Source organism: Algibacter agarivorans (assembly GCF_039543245.1).
Taxonomy (GTDB): domain Bacteria; phylum Bacteroidota; class Bacteroidia; order Flavobacteriales; family Flavobacteriaceae; genus Algibacter_G; species Algibacter_G agarivorans.
In genome coordinates, this window is record NZ_BAABJJ010000018.1 from 32,151 (window position 1) to 50,501 (window position 18,351).

Below are 18,351 nucleotides of genomic sequence, written 5' to 3' on the forward strand. Positions count from 1 at the left end.
TACACGATTATTTACTAAATTGAAATAAGGTTTGGTTTTTCCATGTTCCAATGATTTTAGATTGCCAATTAAGTGCCTTGGCAATAGCTATAATATCAGATTCGCTTAAATCGCTAACCCAACCATGAAATCTTCTTTCAGAAGTGTTAGCAAATGTATTGGTCGTGGCATACGAAAGCACGAAATGATTTGTAAACTGCGATAAGTGAACGATGATTGTATTAATTTCGAATACATATTCTAAAACACCGCTAAATATAACATAATCTACTTTTGGGAGTTTTGGCAATTCCTTATTTAAATCTACGACTAAAGTTTCCTCATTCCTTTTTACAATATCTGAATGTAAATAAGTGCAGTCTTCTGGCAACATGTTTTTTAAAACTAAACGTGCAGCACCAAACTCAAAAACTTTACTGTTTGGCAACACTTGACTGGCCAATAATTGTGTTCGTTCATCCCATGATGAAAACAATGATTTTTGTTGGCTCCAACGATTTATATCCGATTGCTTTTGAGATTTATTAAAATACGTATTTGAAATCTTACTATATTTAGTTTTTAATCTTCGAAGCTTATTTTTTACTTTTTTAATCATGCTTTTATAGATACCTCTTTTAGTCGCTCAATAGTTTCTTTTAAATTTTCATAAGATAAATACACTTCTAAATCTGGCCTATTTAAAAACTGCTGTTCTGTTTTGTTTTTCCAATGATGGTATAATACTTCAATATGACTTGCAATTTTATCGACTTCATCAATTTCAGATGAAAATGGATGATTTCCCCCTAAAAGTCGTAACGTTTCGCTTTGTTTAGGACCTAAATATAAAATGGGCTTATTAGCTTTTACACAATGTGGAAACTTGCCTGGTAAAAATGGACTAATTTCAGATTTTGCTTCTAAAATAACGTTTACAGAAGTATTGTTTTGAATGTATTGTACTTCATTAAAAGGAACATATCCTGAACTTAAATATAGTTGAGGCAACTCCATTTTTTTAACGTTTAAATAATTTCCAAAATACTCTTTTTTTCCTAAAATTAGTAATTGAGCATGTATTTTTGCTCCTTTATTATTCTCTAAAAATTTTTGAAACCCCTCAACTAAACCACTTGGATTCCTGGGTTTCATTAAACTGCCAGCGTACAAAATTGTAAACTTATTTTCTTTGAAATAATCTGGTGTTTCTTTATTTATTTCTAAATTATCCGAAATTTGATGAGGAATAACAATACTTCGTTCTAAAAAATCTGAATAATAGCTTCCCATCCATTCTTTTAGAAGTTTACTCGGAAAAACACTATGTGCCGCTTTTTTTGAAACCGCTCTAAAAAACTCTTGTTGCTGATAATAACCTGGAGCAACCCAATTATATGGTCTAGGATAAAAATGCATGGGATATGGATCGTGAACATAAGCCAACCATTTACTATGCCATTTGGGCAATTTCAATAGTGCTTTATGGGATCTAAAACTAGCAGCTTTACTAAGGGTTAATATCCAATCTGGATTAAAATCGACTTCTTTATCTAGAGCTTTTTTAATGCTATTAACATCATTAAAGAAAGAAAAAGAAAAACCAAATTGCTTTTCAAAAAAAGTACTGATATTTATTTTAAAAGTGCGGCGAATAGAAACTTGCAATTTACTTAACAAATAAAATATATTTACTTTCTGCTCTTTTATAGCAATACATTCAACACCTTCTATAAAAATATTTTTTCTTGTATAGTGATATACTTTTAGTTTAAAACCACATTGTTTTAAATTATTAATGAGAGCAACACGCCCCTTTGTAGCACTGCTATCATTAACATCTATGGATTCACATAAAACTAATATTTTCATTTTATACTTTAGAATCAGATTCCAATTATTTTTAAACACGATTTTTAAACTTAAAAAACGTTTCTCCCTTTTTAAAAATTGAATACAAAGGAACACCTAACAAAACTCCTCGATATATTTGTTTCCAATATATTGTATTTATTCCATACCATAATAAAGAAAACGACATTTCAAATATATTATTAAAATACAGATGATAAGTAGATTTTTTAAGTGCATTCAGCATAATTTTAAACAAATAAAACTCTAAATTACTATCCAGCTTCCTGTTTTTTTTCAAAGTCCTGTATATCATTAATCTAGAAACATACCTTGACCAGAACTTTTGAGCGCTCACACTTTTCCCTATCCTTTTATCATGTCGTCTTACTCTTATTGTATCTATATTTAATATTTGATAACTCATATCATTTAGTAACATTGTAACATGAAAAAACCATTCTTGCGCATCTTGTAATGCTTCATTAAATGGTCTAATAGGAAGACTGTTTTTTTTCCATGTTGGTGATGGTGTAGCCCAACTTATTCTTCCGCAAATCATATCTTTCCAATCTTCTTCATTTGGGGTGATTTCAGACCACAAGTCATTTAAATCTTCTAGATTAGACCCAAAGGTTAAGGCTCTTGATACTACACAATTAACATGGCTTTTTTCGTGCTCATTTATATGTGTTTGAAAATGATTAACTATTAATAAATCATCGCTATCTAGCCAATTAATTATAGCTCCATTACTTTTTTCTAAACCAAAATTCCTACATGCATTTGCACCTTTAAGCCTACCTTCAGGCCTTCTATAAAATGAAATCCGAGAGTCTCTGTTTATAAACTCATTAACAACCTGTTCTGTATTATCCGTAGAACCATCATCCACCACTATACATTCCCAATTTGAGTAACTTTGGTCAATTACACTTTGAATAGTCTCCCCTATTAAGGTTGCTCTATTATAAGTTGGTATGATTAAAGAAAATTTCATTTTAATGAACTTTTTAATCGAAGTCTAACGGATTCATTTCTTCCAAAAATATATTTTAATAATCTAGAAAACATATAATACATTAATGATTTAACTCCAAAAAAATTATATAAATCGGTAATTAACAAAAGTTCCTCTTTAGGCTTCAAAATGATATTTACTCTTGTTATATTTTTAATAATATTTGCTATAAACCAACGTTTAACCTCATTTGAAGTTTTATCATATATTTCCAAAAGTGTTATAACTCTTAACTCAACAGTATACCTATCTACCTCATACTGAGTAAATTGATTTTTTATTGAAACATCATGTAATCTTCGCTTAGTTAGAAATTTATTTAAAAAATAACCTTTTTCAGATAAGAGTGTAAGTTTAGTATAAAAATTATACTCCTGTCCTCGAAATAGTTTCTCATTAAAGCGAATTTGTCTTACAAATTTCGAACTAATTAAGGCATCTGGTGTTAACCAATTTAATGATTGACACACATAATTATAATGATTTAAAGGGTATGTTTTAAAATTATAATTTGTTGATGTTGACGAAAAGACCTCATTTGAATTTGGGTGATTAAAATCAATTGTTTTTGAAATTACATAATCTACTTTAGTCTCATACAATACTTTTAATTTTAATTCGATTTTATTAAAAACCATTAAATCATCACTATCAAAAAAATTAATATAATCTCCATTACTTAATTCAAATCCATAATTTCTACATGCATTAGCTCCTTTTGGTCTATCCTTTGGTCTGTGATAGTATTTAAATCTAGTATCTTTTTCACAATACAATTTCATAAATTCCATTGTATTATCTGTACTTCCATCATCTACAACAATGCATTCCCAATTAGCATAGGTTTGTACCAATATAGAATCAAGTGTTTCTCCAATTACATGAGCGCGGTTATAAGTTGGGATAATTATTGAAACTAGTGATTTCATTTATGTGTTGAATACTTTTTTAAAATGTAAATAAAAAATCATAGTTGAATCTATAAATAATGTTTCCCTTTTTTTGAATTAATCCTTCTACTATTAAAAATTTCTGGAAGAATATGATTTATCAAACTCAACTCCTTTTTATAATAAATTGCTTCTTTAAATTTAAATTTAATTAAAAGCTTTAATATTAGTTTCTGCAATTTATTTTTATGTTGTTTAATATCCCTTTTCACTTCAATATTAATATTAGCCCATTTGTATTTATAATATCGTTCCTTAAAAATCAATTTTTCTTTTTCGCTTTTATCTTTCACTTTGTTACTATTTTCTCTATCGTGATAGACATATGCATAAGGGCTAACACCTATTTTAAGGTTATGAAATAATATGCGTTGACAATAATTATCATCTTCTCCATAATGAAGAAAAATAGGATCAAATCCTCCTATTTTTTCTATGGTTTTTCGAGGCAATAACCATGCTGCCGCATTTACAAAAGGAACCTGATATATAGTTTTACCATAATTTTGTTGTAATACATCAAAAATTATAGAATTGTTCGCTTTTAAATAATTAGAAAAATTTTGATCCAATCTACTTCCATCTCCATTTAAATGTATTGGGCTTATAATTCCATAATCTTTATTACTTTTATGAACTTTTATTAATTCACTTATTGTATCTTGCTGTAAATAGGCATCTTGATTCAATAAAAACACAAAATCTGCATCTTTTGATAATGCATAGCTCACACCTATATTATTAGCTTTTCCAAAACCTAAATTTTCTTTTTGTTCAATTAATATTAGTTTTTTTAAATGTATTAACTTTTTAAATTTTAAGTTTATTAATTGTACTGTATCGTCATTACTAAAATTATCAACTAAAATAATTGTAATTGATATTGAACTGAATAAAACACTGGTTAAACATTCTTCAATCCATTTCTTTCCATTATAAGTTGCTATTATAACATAAACTTTCATAGAATTATTTAAAAATAAAGCATAGCAGTCATTGAGTCAGAATTTGAATATAAATCTGTACCACATTTACATTTTAATGTCATATAATTAAAATCACTTCTGTTACATGCATAACAATAATCAGGTAGTATTGATCTTTTAAAAATTTCTATTTTTTTTACTTTATTATAGAGTAAAATTAATTCTTCCTCAGTAAACAAACTTTGTTTAAAATTAATAGAATTGTTAAAATCGACTGTAGTTCTGTTCATTCTTTTAAAATGCTCTAAATGTAATAAGCATTGCAAAGTCATGTAGTAATCTATTTTCTTTTTTTTAAAAAATTTCAAAGAAGAATTAATTTTATTTAATCGACTCTTGAAAAGTGGGTGCTCAACATGTGAAGTATGAATATCCTCTAAAATATATACTGAGCCTTTTTCTAAATATGGAAGTGTTTCTATTAAAGATATTTTTTGATGCAAAGGGTCATGACTCCCATCCTCTATGACAATGTCAAATATTTTATTAATTTCTGACAAACAAAGTCTATATTTAGTAACATCACTTTGGTCTATTTCAAAATATTTTATATTATTATCTTTTGGCCAAGATTCACGTTCACCAATTATATCAATTCCAAAAATATTTGCAAGTTTATAGCGTTCTCTCCAATATTTTATAGAATTTCCTTCAAAAACTCCAATCTCAAGAATATTGCTTGCCTCTTTATTAGGCAATCTAGGTTCGTAAAAAACATCGAACTTATGCCAAAATATTTTATCTGAAACTTTATTCATCTTTAAAATTATTTTTAAGTTAAATTTTCCGTTAACTTGTTATAATCAATACTATTAACTTTTAACCAAGTTCGACTATTTACACCGTCAAAACCATCTATTAGGCTACCAAAATCAAATAAAAAAATATTAAATTTATTTAAAAGCAATCTTTTCATCAAAGGTCTACCTGAGCAGCCCATAGCAACAACAACAACAGCAAAACCATCAAATTTTTCAATTTCAAATTTCGATTCTGTATATATTCTTTTAATGTCATCATAAGCATTTTTTGATGGTGTTTTAATATGAATGGAATTACCAAATAACATTTTAATAACAGATTTATTTAATTCTTTATTTCCTATAAATAATTTTGTCTTTGACTTCAACATCTTTAAAAAAGAATTTGTCCTAATTGGGTTTTGAGTTGCTGTAAAATGTAAAGCTACTGGACTATATATTTTTTGACCAATAAAAAACATATAGGTAGATTTTAATAAACTAATAGATAAAACTTGATTATTTTTATGATTCCCATCAAACATTCCATCTTCATAACCAAATTTCTCGGAATGTATTGCCAATGACTTGAAAACGTACTTATCATTAATCTGAAAAGCTTCTAACATTTCTTTTGCTAAAAATTCATTAGCATTTTGATAAGAATCATGTTTTTTATTTAAAAGATAAATATCTCCATCTCCAAACCGCAAATAAGCTCCTCTTTGATTTAGTTTTATACAATTTTCAAGTTCATTTAAAGTATTAAAAGTCGTTTGAATCCTTATATTATCCATATTTTCAAGAATTATTAATTCCTTAAAATCTCTATAAAAATATTTATACGACAATTTTTTTAATATAGGTCTTAATTTTCTTTTTATACTTTTTTTAAATCTCATTTAATCCCATTTAGTATTTAAATAAAGCTTGGCATGTGTTGGTAATGGTTTGGTTCTTTTGGTAAAACCACTCTGTTCTATTTGAAAATTAAAAATATTTTCAACCTGATAAACAGTTTCTATATGAGCTGTTCCAATCCAAAAATTAACAAAATATCGTCCAGGAATAAATAAAATTCTATCTGTAATAACATTAATATTCAAATTGCTTCCTTTTTGGGCTTTACTAATATAGTATCCAGAATCTTCATTTGTTACATGACATATTAGTTCATTCTGTAGATTAAAAAAGTCAAAAGAAATTGACAAATCATTTGTCTCTTTAATAATATTAAAATTAAAATTAAATATTAATCGAGCTCCTAATAATATAGAATTTGAATTTAATATTTCTTTATTCTCCTTTAATACTGTAAAATTAAAATTTGAAACCACTCCATTATCATTATGGTGTCTTGCTTCTTCATTAAATTTATTAAGACCCAAAGATGTATAAAAATCAATAGCACTACTTTGACTTCCTTCAAACACAACTTTCCCATGTTCCAATACAATTCCTCTTGTGCACAAGTTCTTAACAGCTGCCATATTATGGCTAACAAACAACACCGTACGTCCTTCACCTTTACTAATATCCTGCATTTTACCTATCGCTTTCTTTTGAAACTCCGCATCGCCAACCGCCAATACCTCATCAATCACCAAAATATCGGGTTCTAAATGAGCTGCCACTGCAAATGCCAAACGTACTCTCATACCTGAGGAATACCGTTTAACAGGTGTGTCAATATAACGCTGACACCCAGAGAATTCAATAATCTCATCGATTTTTGAAGCTATTTCCTTTTTGGTCATACCTAAAATGGCTCCATTAAGGTATATATTTTCTCGACCAGTCATTTCTGGATGAAACCCTGTACCGACTTCAAGTAAAGAAGCAATACGTCCTTTGGTTTTAATTTCGCCAGTGGTAGGACTGGTAACTCTAGAGAGTATTTTTAAAAGTGTTGATTTACCAGCACCATTTTTACCGATAATACCCAAAACTTCACCACGTTTAACTTCAAAATTAATATCCCGCAATGCCCAAACATAATCACTATCGCCTTTAGTGCTCCTATCGTTGGTTTCTCCTATTTTTAAAAACGGATCGCCCTTACCTCTTACCCTATGCCACCAACGGGTCAGATCATGACTTAAAGTGCCCGAACTAACAAGACCTAAACGGTATTGTTTAGAAATATTTTCAGCCTTTAAAATAATATCAGACATGACTTGTTTGTTTTGGCATTTTATAAATTATGGTTTGACTTCTCGCTCCAAAATATTGCATGAATTTTGGTGCGTATTTTTCTAACTTTAATGCAACTCTTCTGTATTTTCTGAGGGTTTTTGTTGAAAAAGGCAAAATGCGATAAAAACGCTCTAGCATACCCATTGGTATAATCTCAGTAGTATCAAAAAACTGATGTCCTAAACGTTTAAAATGTTTTGAACTATTATCGCGATGCGGGTGTGGATCTGAATCCTCCCATTGCTTAAAAGCTTTTGGGCTTAATAATTTGGATGGCCTGTTGTTCATAGGTACCGCCCAACGCAATTCATCCAAAATCTTACTATTTACAGCAGGTTCAAAAAAACGTGCTTCGCCATCTGGTTTCAACACTTGACTAATTTTTTTTATAACTTCAAATTCGTGTTCTAATGTTAAATGATGCAAAAAGGCTTTGCCAATAACCATATCCAATGATTGTTCTTGTAAATTATGACTAGTAAAATCGCCTTTTACAAATGTTATATTGTGTTCAAATTTATAATTTTCATTTAGTGCTTTAACAATATCCTCACTATAATCTGAAATATCATTAGCTACAACTTCGGCTCCTAAAGCTGCCAATATAGCTACATTGGCACAATTACCACAGCCCAATTCCATGATTTTTTTACCTTTAACCGTATCTTTAAAATTATTGATATACATCCCTACCCAACTAATATCGGTGGTTGTGGCATCGTTTAAAAATGCATCTAAGTTATTTAAGGTTTTTATAAGTCCACTAACATTTACACCTTTATATTTTTTATCATAAAAGTCTCTGTTCTTAGTAATGTTGGAAATACTTTCCTTTCTTATCACTTTCATTATACCGTATCTATAAAGCTTTTTTCAGTTTTATTAAAAATAATTAACCCCACTAAGAATAAAACCGAACTCACTACAATAACATATATGAGTTTCGAAAAAGAAAAATCGCCCACGCCAAGTGTAATAAACCTAAAGGCTTCTACAATAGTTGTCATAGGGTTATATTCTATTAAAATACCTGTTATATTAGGAATACTACCTTCGGCAACTTTCGTTTTAATTAAATCTAGAGGATACATAACTGCCGAGGCATACATTAATAATTGCACACCAAAAGTGACCAGATATGATAAATCCCTATATTTTGTGGTCATTGATGATATAACCATACCGAAGCCTAAACCAAGAAGCCCCATAAAAAATACCAACACGGGTAACAAGAGCAACTCCATTTGTGGGGACGCCTGAGTTGCTTGATTTGTAAAAAACACATAATACACATAAAAACCAACAAATACCAACAACTGAATTCCAAACTTTATAAGGTTTGAAACCACCACCGATATGGGCATAATAACTCTAGGGAAATAAACTTTTCCAAAAATATTTTGATTCTTCCTAAACGTATCACTTGTACCCACTATGCATTCTTTAAAATAGTTCCACAAAGTGATGCCTGCTAAATTAAATAAAAACGAAGGTATACCATCTCCTGTAGAAATATTGGCAATATTGTTAAATACTAAGGTAAAAATTACTGATGTGAATAAGGGCTGTATAAAATACCATAATGGTCCTAAAATAGTTTGTTTGTATAAGGTGACAACGTTGCGTTTTACAAACAAAAGCATCAAATCTTTATATCTCCAAATTTCTTTAAAATTTAAGTCTATAAACTTCTGCTTTGGCGTAATACGATATAACCACTGGTCTTGTTTGGGTGTATTCAATTTCACTTAAATAATAGTTAGCCTTTAGGGTTAAAACAACAACATTAGATGTTTCAAGAATTATTTCAATTTTAACAGGTTCTTCAGTTTTCCTATAAAACCTTTCTTTTTGGAAGGTTCATGATAAGCATTACCATATACGCCATAACCGTAGCCATAACCGTAGTCGTAACCGTAGCCGTACCCTTTTTTATGCTTATAAAAATTTAAAATATAACTTATATTTTTTAGCTCTCCAGTTTTATACTTGGCATTTACCAATTCGAGCATCCCTTTTTTTGTATAATTTAGTCGGATAACAAATAAGGTAGCATCTGCATATTGCGATAATTCTAAAGCATCGGTAACCAAACCTAATGGTGGTGAATCAAGTACAATCATATCATATTTTTGCCTCAATATCCCAATGAGTTCTTTCATATTATCGCCCATTAATAATTCGGACGGGTTAGGAGGAATAGGACCAGAAGTTATAATATCCAGATCCTTTATATGGCTTTTAAAAGTAACTTCTTCTAAGGTTTTATCTCCAATGAAATAATTCACAACACCTTTATTGTTGTCCAACTTAAAGTCGCCAAAAATTTTAGGTTTTCGCAAATCTAAACCTAATAATATTGTTTTTTTGCCCGATAACGCATAGGCACTTGCTATATTAATAGAACATGAAGTTTTACCTTCTCCACTTACTGAAGACGTAATCATTATGGTACGCCCTTCTTCTTTATCCAGCTTTTTATAAAAAAATTGCAAACTAGACCGAACAGCTCTAAAAGACTCCGCCACGGCAGATTTTGGCTTTTCGTAAACCACTAAATTATTATCATGATCATATTCGCCAATTAAGCCCAAAATGGGGATTTTAGACAAACGCTTTACTTCATCTACGGTATGAATGCTATTATCTAGTATAAAAAGTATAAACACTAATAGCATAGGTCCAAAAAAACCAATGACTAACGCCATCATGTAATTCAAATCCTTATTTGGCCCGATAAGTCCGCCGCCTATATCTTTGGCTGCTTCTATAACCGAAATATCAGATACATTTGCCGCTTTTACAATGGCGGCTTCACTCCGTTTTGCCATATAAATATCAAAAGCTTCTTGACTTAAGTTCAACTTGCGCTGAATTTTAAGGTATTCCTGTTGATCTGCGGGTAAACCACTTAAGCGTTTTTCTAAACTTGCTTTTTTAGAATTTAAAGATTTTATCTGTACAGCAATAGTTTTCTTCGTGGAAGCTAAGGTTTCTAGAAGCACATTTTTTTCAGCATTTATACTCCCATCCAATTCTTTGAGCGAAGACGACCCTTCTTGCACCAACTGTTCTAGTTCTTGTCGTTCAATTGCTAAACGGGTAATTTTACTAACACTATTAACAATATTGCCTTCTTCGATACCTGCTGAGGTTGGTGCTGCTATTTTTGTATAATCCGTTTTAGTTTTTAAATAATCTTGAAGAATATCCAAATATTGTAATTTAGACTGCTCTCCTTCAATTTCTAATTCTAGCTCTCTAATTCTATCTGATACTTGTAATAGTTCTTCATCTAAATTGAATACTTTATTTTGCTTTCTAAAAGCATTCATAGTCTCCGTAACCGACTCTAAATCAGTATTTACAATGCTTAAGCTACTGTCTATGAATTTTATAGTATTGGTGGCATATATGTTTTTTCTTTCTAACTCGCTTTTACTTAATATGGCGCTAGTTGTGTTTAAATAATCTACAATTTTAGCTTTATTATTTCCTGAAAGCGTTAAGGTTAAAATGGATTGCGATGTTTTAGAATATGTTTTTACAGAAATTTTATTTTTAAAACTATTAACAACACGATCAAAATTTAAAAATTGAATGTAATATTCTGAATCTGGTACTATAGTTCCTTCTGCTACTTTATTTAATGTAAAACTCGCAAAAGGCAGATTAATAATTTCTCCAATAGTTCCCGTTTTTTTAAATTTGCCTTGAGGAATTGAAATTTTATTTATTGATTTATCTGAATAATTCTGTGCACTAACTTGGCTAGTTTCAAAGTTGATAAAAACCTCATACTGCGTACTGCTTAAAAAACGAATACCGATTGGCCTTCCTAAAACCTGCGGCTTAGATTTATCAATTTTAATTACAAATGGCACACTTTTATAAGCATCAACCTTAATATACTTGCCTTGTTTTAAATACTGAAGGTAATATTGTAACGAATCTACAACCTTTTCATTATGATTTCTGGTTACTAATGAAATCATTGTTTTTCCTACTTTTCCAGAAACACCTCCCCAATTAAACGAAATATTCGTGCTTGATCCGAAAATAGGATTTTGTTCATTATCTAAAGAAATAAGAGAATTTAACCTGTAAACATTTTGCTTTCTATCATTAACGGAATACGCTATAATTAAACCTACACCAATACATAAAACAAAAAGTTTCCAGAACTTAAGCACCTTAAACAAAAACCCTCTAGCATCAAAACTAACGCCTTTGCCTTCGCTAAATTCTATATCTTCTATGTCGTCGTAAGCCATAATTATATTCTATTTAATAATAAAATAGTTGTAGTTATTAACGACAATACGGTTGCTACCGCTCCAATATTCTGAATGGCCGTAGTACCTGTACCCCAAGATTTTTGTTTTAGGGGCTTCACATAAATCATATCGTTGGGTTGAATGTAATAATAAGGGGAATTCATTACGTTTACATCGGTTAAATCGACATGAAAAATTTTTTGCCCTTGAGGAAATTGTCTGACTATTAAAACATCTTTTTTATCTCCTGTATCAGGAATATCACCAGCATTGGCTATAGCTTCAAAAATATTTACACGTTCTTTAAACAAGGTATTTGTTCCTGTGCTACCAATCTCACCTGTAGTTGTATATTGCAAACCCGTAAGTTTTACGGTAACAAAAATATCATTAGCCGCTTTATATTCGGTTTCTAACAGCTTAGTTTCTATTACATTTTTAATTTCATTGGTTGTAAAACCCAACACATTAATCTCGCCTAGTTTAGGCATTAAAATATTACCGTGTAAATCTACCGTAAACCCATCAAAATATGCACGCTCTTCTTTACTTGCATTCAAATCGCCCTCTCCTATAGGGTTAAAAATGGTAACCGTTTCTTGTTTTGCTGCTTTAATTCTAATATTTAAGATATCATTAATCTGAACACGGTAAGGCTTCTGTTTTTCAACTATAATTTGAGTAGAATCAGTAGCATTGCTTTTATTCTGAAGATAAATTGTGTCTTTATAAGGAATACAGGACACAAACACCACATTTATAACGACTAATACTACAAGAAAACATCTCTTCATTCTGAGGCAATTGATTTATCACAAATATAAGTTTTCGTCTTGAACCATGAAACTTATAACGTGATTTTTGGTTTTTTATCCGTTATTTGCAGAAAAAATATCTTTTGAATTATTTAACTGTTGAAAACATATCAAAATCTTACGGAGAACTTACACTTTTTGAAGACATTTCGTTTAGTGTACACAAAGACCAAAAAATTGCTTTTGTAGCAAAAAATGGTACCGGAAAAACCTCCATTTTAAACATCCTTTCTGGTGATGACCAAGCGGACACCGGCTCAATTGTTTACCGAAAAGGAATAGCTGTTTCGTTTCTGTCGCAAGATCCAAAATTTGACAATGCGCTTACCGTTGAAGAAACTATTTTCGCTAGTGACAACCCTATACTAAAAGTTATTTCTAATTACGAAAAATCACTTTTAAACCCCGAAGATTCAGAAAGTTACCAAACTGCTTTTGAAGCTATGGAACAATACCAAGCGTGGGATTTCGAAACACTTTACAAACAAATACTTTTTAAATTAAAACTTGAAGAATTAGGTCAAAAAGTAAGCACCCTTTCTGGCGGGCAAAAAAAACGTCTTGCCTTGGCTAATGCATTAATCAATAAACCCGACCTATTGATTTTAGATGAACCTACCAATCATTTGGATTTAGAAATGATTGAATGGTTAGAAGCCTTTTTTGCTAAAGAAAATATCACCCTTTTTATGGTGACACACGACCGTTATTTTTTGGAACGTGTTTGTAATGAAATTATAGAATTAGACGAAGGGTTACTTTATAGTTATAAAGGCAACTATTCCTACTACCTAGAAAAACGTGAAGCTAGAATAGAACTAGAAGCAGTAGAAACCGGTAAAGCAAAACAACTATTCAAAAAAGAGTTAACGTGGATGCGTCGCCAACCTAAAGCACGAACTACCAAATCAAAATCTAGAATTAACGATTTTGCAGATATAAAACATAGGGCGCACCAACGCAGAAATGACCATGAAGTTCAATTAGAACTGAATATGGAACGCTTAGGAAGTAAAATTTTAGAATTCCATAAAGTCTCAAAGGCATTTAAAGACAAAACCATTCTTGACGGGTTTAATTATATGTTTCAAAAGGGAGAACGTGCTGGCATTATTGGTAAAAACGGTACAGGAAAAACGACCTTTTTAAATATTCTAACGCAAACAGCTCAACCCGATTCTGGCAAAATAACAAAAGGTGAGACCGTTAAATTCGGGTATTATACCCAAGACGGCATTACCATTAAACCCAATCAAAAAGTAATAGACGTTATTCGGGAATTCGGAGATTATATACCCTTAAAAAAAGGGCGACAGATAAGCGCCCAACAACTATTAGAGCGCTTTCTATTCAGCAGAAAAAAGCAGTATGATTTTGTTGAAAAGTTAAGTGGTGGCGAACGTAAACGCTTGTATTTATGCACCGTTTTAATTCAGAATCCTAATTTTTTAATTCTTGATGAGCCCACAAACGATTTGGATATTGTAACACTTAATGTGCTTGAAAGTTTCCTTTTAGATTTTCCTGGCTGCATCATTGTGGTATCACACGACCGCTATTTTATGGACAAAGTGGTAGACCATTTGTTTGTATTTAGAGGCGAAGGTGTTATTGAAGATTTCCCTGGGAATTATACAGATTATAGAGTTTACGAAGATAGCCAACCCGCTATTTCAAATACGTCTTCTGAAGATAAAAAAGACAAAAATGCTTGGAAGCAAAATGATGCTGCTAAATTGTCTTACAATGAAGAAAAAGAACTTAAAAATATCGAGAGTAAACTGAATTCGTTAGCCTTTGATAAGAAGGAATTGGAAAACAAGTTTAACAACCCAGAGTTATCTCAAGACGCCATTAATAAACTCTCTGAAGAGTTGCAAAACATTATTGATACCATGGACGCTAAAGAGGAACGTTGGTTTGAATTGTCGTCAAAGCTTGAGGGATAAAAAAGTTTGCAGTCGCAGTGGCAGTTTTCAGTTGTTTTCGTTAAAATTGTGACGCTTTGCATCTTTTAAACTTTGAGACTGAATACTGACACTGGATTTTTTTCGCGCAAAGACGCAGAGACGCAAAGAAAAAAAGATGGAGCACGGAAGACGGAAAACGATAACAACTGAAAACTGTGACTGAAAACTGTGACTATGACTGAGACTGAGACTGAGACCAAAAACTGAAACATGTACCAAATCAAACAATACATAAAATTCTTGTTAAAATCTACCAACCAGCATGCCGTACACTCCCCTTTTGTGTATAACTTGGTAACCAAGTGTTTTTATGATAAAACAAAATATGACGATTACAAGTCTATTTCAGACTATAAAAAAGAACTTCTTGAAAACAATACAATAATTAAAGTCACCGATTTAGGGGCGGGTTCGCAAGTCATGAAACAAACAGAACGTACTGTTTCAAAAATTGCTAAAAATGCGGGCACAACTAATAAAAGAGCTAAACTTTTATACAGACTTACAAGCTATTTTAAATTTGAAAACATATTGGAACTCGGCACTTCTTTAGGTGTTGCTACTCATGCAATGAGTCTAGGGAATCTTATTGGGGAAATAACAACTATTGAAGGCTGCCCGAATACTTCTGCGTTTTCAAAAGCTCATTTAAAAATTCATAATATAAAAAACACTACGCTCATCACTGGAAATTTTAATGATGAAATCAAAAAAATAACTTCAAACCATTACGATCTTGTTTTCTTTGATGGCAACCATCAAAAAGAAGCTACTTTGAGTTATTTTGAAACCCTTTTACAGACAGCTAATAACAACTCTGTTTTTATTTTCGATGATATTTATTGGTCCAAAGGTATGACCGAAGCATGGGAAACCATCAAAAAACATCCAAAGATTACCGTTACCATAGATACTTTTTTCTGGGGCTTGGTGTTTTTTAGAAAAGAACAGGTTAAGGAACATTTTGTGATTAGAGTTTAGTATTTCAGTTATGAAGTTTTAAAGGAACAACACTAATACCAATTATTACACAAAATAACCCATATAATCTGTTTCTATTTCGCTCATATTTCAATATAAAATAAAACCGTAACTAAGGCTATGCTTGAATTTCCTATCTCATTTGAACAAAATATAATTCAAATTATTTATGGCTCATTTTAAATAATAATTGGTATAACTAAACAAAAAACTCCCAGAGTATTTAAACCCTAGGAGTTTTAAAATATTTTTAAATAAAAGTTTTTTTACTTAACTAAATTAATTTCAACTCTTCTATTTTGTGCTCTTCCCGAGCTAGTTGCGTTGTTAGCAATAGGTAAGCTTTCTCCAAAACCTTTAGATGTTAACCTAAATTGGTCCACACCATTATCAATTAAAAATTTCTTAACTGCATTTGCTCTAGAATCCGATAATCTTTGGTTTAAGGTATCACTTCCTGCACTATCTGTATGTCCTTCTATTGAAAATTTAGAATTAGGATATTCTTGCAGTATTTTAACAATTTCTGTTAATACTTCATTTGATTCAGCTTTAATAGAAGATTTCCCAGAATTAAACAATATAGTTTTTGCATAATTATTTAAGGTTTTTTGAACCTCTTTAGTAACCACGGGTTCTGGTACTACTGGTTCTGGCACAACCTCAGGACAGCCATTATTAGCAACCGTACCTACAACATCAATACACTGATCGTCTTTATCTAAAACACCATCTTTATCTGTATCTGGCCAAGGACAACCGTTATTTTCTTCTGCTCCTGCTACTTCTGGGCACTCATCAACATTATCTAAAACAGAATCTTCATCCTTATCACCCCAAGGGCAACCGTTATTTTCTTCTGGACCTGCTTGCTCTGGGCATTCATCAACATTATCTAAGATAGCATCATCATCTTTATCACCCCAAGGACAACCGTTATTTTCTAAAGGACCAGCCTCTTTTGGGCAAGCATCCAATTTATCAATAACACCATCTTTATCTTTATCTCTTGGTTTACCTTGATATACCGGTATTTTTAAACCTGCATAAACGTCAGCACCTTTTGTATTATCACTAGTTAAAACAGATAGAACTGATCCTGACCCAACATACAAAGGTCCCATTCTTAAACCTGCTCCAGCTTGAAATCCGATGTTCTCAACAACGCTAAGTGGTACATAAAAACCTAACCATCTACTTTCAAAACGCGGCGTTAAAGACACTATGTTTGAAATACGACTTGTCCCTATTTCTCCTTTTTTGGTAAGCGCAAAATCTGTATTTAAATTTAAATAAAACTTACCACTAAAACTCCAATCTGCATTAAAATGAAGTGCTGTTGGTAATTTTGTTTTGTAGCTACTGTTAGATTCTGTTAATGTATAGAACGTACTTAAAAAATCTTCAATATCATCAGCATCATCAAAATTGTCTTCATTAACACCAGAATTAGTAATATCATAAACATCTTCCACGCCGTTTTTATAGTTAATAGAACCTAAATCGGTAATAGACAAACCTAATTTCAATTTATACTTGCTTTTATGCTTTAAGGTATAAGCATCACCTTTGGTGTTTGTTTTAGTATAGTCCGCATGATTAGGTCTCCATTCGTAAACAAAACCTAAATCTACTCCAAAACCAGTGGCGTCAGGCAATTCGTAATCATAGTCATCACCATCAAAATTATCAAAACGACCGTATGTTAATTCACCTGTAGAATTAATACTTCCTGTGGTTTCTCCACCTCCTAAATCGGTTCCATCAGCATCGTAATTTATGGTAACATTTTTACCATAAACATAACCACTACCTATACCTTGCAAATATTTTAAAGAAAATCCTCCTTTTAAAAAGTGCTGCTCGTTATTCATAAACACTCTAGCATAAGCCAAGCCAACTTCTGCCCAGGCCTGTCCAAACATAGTAAAATCACCTTCGTTCACCACAAAATCATCGGTTTCATCATCATCAATAGCATCAATGGTATTGCCGTTAATTTCATTAATACCAACAAAAGACCTAGCTCTAGTAAAAACAGCAATAGAACTTTTTTTAGATAAGTTAAACATAAAAGATGGTCCCATAACATCGGAGTTTAAACCTATGTTATTATCATTACTTGGAGATTTTGTTGCATCCAAATCAAAATCATAATCATCTTTTAAGGCATCCATGACATTAACACCGTAATAATCATTACCTGCAAACACACTGGCTCCTGCCAGATTGATATCTAATTTAAAACGAGAATCTACGATATTTGCTGGGTTGGAAATAACACTATTTACACCACTATAGTTGTCAGTAAGGAATCCAATATAAGACTGCGCTTCTACATAAAAAGAACCTACAAGAAGCAATACATATAAAGTAATTTTTTTCATAATTTTGGTTTAGGTTAAAATATAATTCATCGCCAAAAGTAGTTTTTTTATCGACAAAACGTAAGTTTATATGTGCTTTTTTATACAAAAAAATCATAAACAACTAATAATTAACACTTTAATCGGTCATTATTTCTCTCATTACCAACAGCATTTCATCCTTTAAATTCCATTACCGAAAATCAATAACCTATGGGC

The 18,351-nt window shown here is 31.0% G+C and carries 15 protein-coding genes; 2 read left to right on the plus strand and 13 right to left on the minus strand.

The window, feature by feature from the left end:
* Window positions 1–7: 7 nt before the first annotated feature.
* Genes ABD935_RS07635 through ABD935_RS07690 form a run of 12 tightly spaced genes read right to left on the minus strand, consistent with a single transcriptional unit; the run spans window position 8 to window position 12,794 of the window.
* Window positions 8–598, minus strand: coding sequence for a hypothetical protein (locus ABD935_RS07635; protein WP_345191191.1), 591 nt, complete (start codon window positions 596–598; stop codon window positions 8–10).
* Window positions 595–1,851 (minus strand): glycosyltransferase family protein, encoded by a 1,257-nt coding sequence (locus ABD935_RS07640; RefSeq protein WP_345191192.1) that lies wholly within the window; start codon window positions 1,849–1,851, stop codon window positions 595–597. Before ABD935_RS07640 ends, ABD935_RS07635 begins: the two co-directional genes overlap by 4 nt.
* A 31-nt stretch (window positions 1,852–1,882) precedes the next feature.
* Window positions 1,883–2,830: a glycosyltransferase family 2 protein gene (locus ABD935_RS07645; protein WP_345191193.1), complete on the minus strand. Its 948-nt coding sequence runs from the start codon at window positions 2,828–2,830 to the stop codon at window positions 1,883–1,885.
* Window positions 2,827–3,780 carry a glycosyltransferase family 2 protein gene (locus ABD935_RS07650; RefSeq protein ID WP_345191194.1) on the minus strand — a complete coding sequence of 318 codons (954 nt, stop codon included), beginning with the start codon at window positions 3,778–3,780 and terminating at the stop codon, window positions 2,827–2,829. Before ABD935_RS07650 ends, ABD935_RS07645 begins: the two co-directional genes overlap by 4 nt.
* Before the next feature lie 50 nt (window positions 3,781–3,830).
* The gene (locus ABD935_RS07655; protein ID WP_345191195.1) at window positions 3,831–4,766 is read right to left on the minus strand and encodes a glycosyltransferase family 2 protein; all 936 of its coding nucleotides are present in this window, start codon (window positions 4,764–4,766) and stop codon (window positions 3,831–3,833) included.
* 8 nt (window positions 4,767–4,774) lie between these two features.
* On the minus strand, window positions 4,775–5,545 hold the full coding sequence (locus ABD935_RS07660; RefSeq protein WP_345191196.1) for a hypothetical protein: 771 nt from the start codon (window positions 5,543–5,545) through the stop codon (window positions 4,775–4,777).
* A 14-nt stretch (window positions 5,546–5,559) separates the two neighbouring features.
* A complete protein-coding gene (locus ABD935_RS07665) occupies window positions 5,560–6,429 on the minus strand; it encodes a GT-D fold domain-containing glycosyltransferase (protein WP_345191197.1) in 870 nt (289 codons plus the stop codon).
* Window positions 6,430–7,701, minus strand: coding sequence for an ABC transporter ATP-binding protein (locus tag ABD935_RS07670; protein WP_345191198.1), 1,272 nt, complete (start codon window positions 7,699–7,701; stop codon window positions 6,430–6,432).
* Window positions 7,694–8,572, minus strand: a complete 879-nt coding sequence (locus tag ABD935_RS07675; RefSeq protein WP_345191199.1) for a class I SAM-dependent methyltransferase — start codon at window positions 8,570–8,572, stop codon at window positions 7,694–7,696. The genes ABD935_RS07670 and ABD935_RS07675 overlap by 8 nt, the downstream gene beginning before the upstream one ends.
* On the minus strand, window positions 8,572–9,465 hold the full coding sequence (locus ABD935_RS07680) for an ABC transporter permease (RefSeq protein ID WP_345191252.1): 894 nt from the start codon (window positions 9,463–9,465) through the stop codon (window positions 8,572–8,574). Before ABD935_RS07680 ends, ABD935_RS07675 begins: the two co-directional genes overlap by 1 nt.
* A 60-nt stretch (window positions 9,466–9,525) precedes the next feature.
* Window positions 9,526–11,997 (minus strand): GumC family protein, encoded by a 2,472-nt coding sequence (locus ABD935_RS07685; protein ID WP_345191202.1) that lies wholly within the window; start codon window positions 11,995–11,997, stop codon window positions 9,526–9,528.
* Window positions 11,998–11,999: 2 nt separating this feature from the next.
* A complete protein-coding gene (locus ABD935_RS07690) occupies window positions 12,000–12,794 on the minus strand; it encodes a polysaccharide biosynthesis/export family protein (RefSeq protein WP_345191203.1) in 795 nt (264 codons plus the stop codon).
* 104 nt (window positions 12,795–12,898) lie between these two features.
* On the opposite strand from ABD935_RS07690, the gene ABD935_RS07695 reads away from it, so the two are divergent.
* Together ABD935_RS07695 and ABD935_RS07700 are read left to right on the plus strand one after the other, a co-directional pair.
* Window positions 12,899–14,764 (plus strand): ABC-F family ATP-binding cassette domain-containing protein, encoded by a 1,866-nt coding sequence (locus tag ABD935_RS07695; RefSeq protein ID WP_345191204.1) that lies wholly within the window; start codon window positions 12,899–12,901, stop codon window positions 14,762–14,764.
* Window positions 14,765–14,995: 231 nt separating this feature from the next.
* Complete coding sequence (locus tag ABD935_RS07700; protein WP_345191205.1) at window positions 14,996–15,766, plus strand: O-methyltransferase; 771 nt, start codon at window positions 14,996–14,998, stop codon at window positions 15,764–15,766.
* A gap of 266 nt (window positions 15,767–16,032) precedes the next feature.
* On the opposite strand, the gene ABD935_RS07705 is transcribed toward ABD935_RS07700, so the two are convergent.
* A complete protein-coding gene (locus ABD935_RS07705; protein WP_345191208.1) occupies window positions 16,033–18,153 on the minus strand; it encodes a DUF5723 family protein in 2,121 nt (706 codons plus the stop codon).
* Window positions 18,154–18,351 lie beyond the last annotated feature (198 nt).

Coding starts and splice junctions, on each gene's coding strand:
- ABD935_RS07705 (WP_345191208.1), bottom strand. CDS start 18,153: ATGAAAAAAATTACTTTATATGTATTGCTTCTTGTAGGTTCTTTTTAT.
- ABD935_RS07645 (WP_345191193.1), bottom strand. CDS start 2,830: ATGAAATTTTCTTTAATCATACCAACTTATAATAGAGCAACCTTAATA.
- ABD935_RS07670 (WP_345191198.1), bottom strand. CDS start 7,701: ATGTCTGATATTATTTTAAAGGCTGAAAATATTTCTAAACAATACCGT.
- ABD935_RS07635 (WP_345191191.1), bottom strand. CDS start 598: ATGATTAAAAAAGTAAAAAATAAGCTTCGAAGATTAAAAACTAAATAT.
- ABD935_RS07650 (WP_345191194.1), bottom strand. CDS start 3,780: ATGAAATCACTAGTTTCAATAATTATCCCAACTTATAACCGCGCTCAT.
- ABD935_RS07700 (WP_345191205.1), top strand. CDS start 14,996: ATGTACCAAATCAAACAATACATAAAATTCTTGTTAAAATCTACCAAC.
- ABD935_RS07665 (WP_345191197.1), bottom strand. CDS start 6,429: ATGAGATTTAAAAAAAGTATAAAAAGAAAATTAAGACCTATATTAAAA.
- ABD935_RS07640 (WP_345191192.1), bottom strand. CDS start 1,851: ATGAAAATATTAGTTTTATGTGAATCCATAGATGTTAATGATAGCAGT.
- ABD935_RS07685 (WP_345191202.1), bottom strand. CDS start 11,997: ATGGCTTACGACGACATAGAAGATATAGAATTTAGCGAAGGCAAAGGC.
- ABD935_RS07675 (WP_345191199.1), bottom strand. CDS start 8,572: ATGAAAGTGATAAGAAAGGAAAGTATTTCCAACATTACTAAGAACAGA.
- ABD935_RS07660 (WP_345191196.1), bottom strand. CDS start 5,545: ATGAATAAAGTTTCAGATAAAATATTTTGGCATAAGTTCGATGTTTTT.
- ABD935_RS07690 (WP_345191203.1), bottom strand. CDS start 12,794: ATGAAGAGATGTTTTCTTGTAGTATTAGTCGTTATAAATGTGGTGTTT.
- ABD935_RS07655 (WP_345191195.1), bottom strand. CDS start 4,766: ATGAAAGTTTATGTTATAATAGCAACTTATAATGGAAAGAAATGGATT.